3 protein-coding genes are annotated in these 2,428 nt (G+C 57.9%); 1 reads left to right on the top strand and 2 read right to left on the bottom strand.

Going from position 1 to position 2,428, the window contains the following annotated elements:
* Positions 1-653 (bottom strand): immune inhibitor A domain-containing protein (locus AAC083_RS03215; RefSeq protein WP_181364626.1); only part of this gene is annotated, 653 nt, incomplete at its 3' end.
* Positions 654-1,076: 423 nt separating this feature from the next.
* Here AAC083_RS03215 and rraB point away from each other — a divergent pair.
* Complete coding sequence (gene rraB / locus AAC083_RS03210) at positions 1,077-1,424, top strand: ribonuclease E inhibitor RraB (RefSeq protein WP_108535791.1); 348 nt, start codon at positions 1,077-1,079, stop codon at positions 1,422-1,424.
* Positions 1,425-1,685: 261 nt separating this feature from the next.
* Here the strand turns inward: rraB and AAC083_RS03205 are convergent.
* Positions 1,686-2,428: putative bifunctional diguanylate cyclase/phosphodiesterase (locus AAC083_RS03205; RefSeq protein WP_146181561.1), on the bottom strand; the 743-nt coding region annotated here is incomplete at its 5' end.

The raw sequence follows: 2,428 nt of genomic DNA, 5'->3' as shown, positions 1-2,428 counted from the left end.
GCATTGGATCCGTAGTAGGCGGCATTCTTGTCGGCGGTATACCAGCCCGCCACTTTGCCGCGCACACTGTAGCTCTTGCCGGATTGCTGCTCGTAGAACTGGCGCATCGAGATAAAGTACTCGCCATTCGGGCCTTTATAGCCCTTGTTGGAAAAGAGCAAGTCGTTGTAGTGCTCCGGGGTGTAGTCCGGGTAGTACATCTTGGTGAGGTCAGGGGTGATGCTGTTTTTCGGGTAGTCGGGGAAGTCCACCAAGATGGCGAGGATCTTGTCCTTGCGCATCTTGCCCTGGTAGTGCTCCCTCTCGATGGATTTGAGCAGCAGAGTGGGAACCCGATCACCGGGACCGGCCATGCCGTTGAAGCGGATTTTCTTGAGGATGGTCTCCCGCACCTTGCCTTCTTTCACCGCCAGGGTGCCACTGCTGCCATTGTAGGCCCGTGACTTTTCGCGGTAGAAGCTGGCCAGGGCGGCCCGTTCCATCTCGGGAGAGGCCAGGGTCTGGATGCGGCCACTCTTTTTGAGCATCTCCAGTACCTTCACCTCATCGGCCAGGGCGGCATCGAACGGACCATGCACCGGGGCAGCCATGGCGTGGTTTCCAATCATCAGGGTTGAGCCTATGACCAGGCTCATTATTGTTTTTTTAGGCATTCTCTATGTGCTCCTTCACATGATAAAAAGGGAGCCCTGCTGGCTCCTCTTTCCGTACGGACAGTATTTCGTCCGCGTCCCTTAATACACCCCCTTAGGATCCTTTGTCACTGTGCACAAGTTGGTTGAACGTGCTGATTTTTAAGTGACTTTCGATGGTGTTATGCCGCTGGCGATCTCTCGCGTGAAGTTCCGTATGGGTCATTTTGTGGCCGGCGGCAGATTACACTTTATTCACCTTTTGTGGTGGCACCCCATTTGGGGTGGCCGTGGTGGACCCGCTAACTTGGTTTGCCGCATTGAGCCGGATGCGCTCTGCGGGTATGCTTTGCCGCAACTATGCCGCCCGGGGTGCAGCGAGTCTGAACAGGCACCCTGTGGCCGACGGCATTTGACACCAACCAAGTATCATCTGGGGTTAATATGAGTCTTGATATGCAAGAGTGGCGTGCAGAGACCACCGCCATCGTCAACGAGTTGCTGGCCGATGGCAGCAACCCGGATCTGGAATATGACATTGAGCACCACTTCGCCTGCCAGGATTTCGATCAGCTGGAGAAGGCCGCCGTTGACCTGTTCAAGGCCGGTTTTGAAGTGACAGATGCCGAAGAGATGGAGCTGGATGATGGCGCCCCTATCTTCTGCTTCGATGCCACTGTCGAGTGCAAGCTGGAGATCGAGACCATAGTCGCCGACATCGAAAAAATGCTGCCGATCCTTCAGAAATATGGTGTGGACTATGACGGCTGGGGCACCTACTTCCAGGAGTAAGCGGGCTTGACGCACTGCTGATCTGTGTGCCTGACAAGCAACCGGTCACCCTCTGGGGTTAATGCAAGTCAGTGACGAGCATGTGACTCTTAGCCCGCGAGGTATAAAGGCCAAAGAGTGAGGGAGGCATCATGCCTCCCTCTTTTTATTGGATGCCAGTCAGGGCAAAGGTGTCAGCCAGATTGACGCGTCCACCATGGCACAGTTCCTGTAATTGAACATGTCGACTATTCAGCCACAAAAATGGTTAGCTGACTGGCATTACCCTCTGGGCTGGCCTGTTGGTTGGCTGTCAGGCACAGGCAGCTGGTAGCTGCGGGCAAACTCGTCGGGAGGCAGAGGGCGGCTGAACAGGTAGCCCTGCAGCCGATCGCAACCGGCCTGCACCAGCCAGGCCTGCTGCTCGGGGGTTTCGACCCCTTCGGCGGTGATCCTGATCCCCAGCTCGTGACCGAGACCGATGACGGAACGCACTATGGCGGTGGTGGCCTGATTGGTGGTCAGCCCCTGGGTGAAGCTGCGGTCCAGCTTGAGGGTCGCTACCTGTAGCCTCGGCAGGTAGGCGAGCGAGCAGTAACCTGTGCCGAAGTCATCGATGGCGAGCTGGAATCCCGCTTCGATCAGGTTGGTCAGGTTGCTCTCAATTTCGTCGGCGTTCTCCATCAGCACGCCTTCGGTGATCTCCAGCTCCAGTTGCCAGGGGGCCAGGCCGTGGCGTTCGATGCAGGCGAAGATCTGCGGGCAGAGCTCGGGGTCGCGAAATTGCAGCGGGGAGAGGTTGATGGAGAGCACCAGATCCGGCGCCGCCGCCTGCCAGCGTGCCAGCTGGGCACAGCCTTGTTCCAGCATGCGTTGGCCGAGCTTGCCGATGAGCCCCAGCTCCTCCGCCAGCGGGATGAACTCATCCGGCGAGATCATGCCGAGCTCGGGGTGAGGCCAGCGGCAGAGCAGCTCGGCCCCGTGCAGCTGATTGGTGCGGGTGCTGATGATGGGCTGATAGACAG

Origin of the sequence: Aeromonas sp. HMWF014 (genome assembly GCF_963878295.1) — a bacterium.
GTDB lineage: Bacteria > Pseudomonadota > Gammaproteobacteria > Enterobacterales > Aeromonadaceae > Aeromonas > Aeromonas popoffii.
The sequence above is the reverse complement of the archived record's forward strand: the minus strand, read 5'-3'. Positions and strand labels throughout refer to the sequence as shown.

Coding starts and splice junctions, on each gene's coding strand:
- rraB (WP_108535791.1), top strand. CDS start 1,077: ATGAGTCTTGATATGCAAGAGTGGCGTGCAGAGACCACCGCCATCGTC.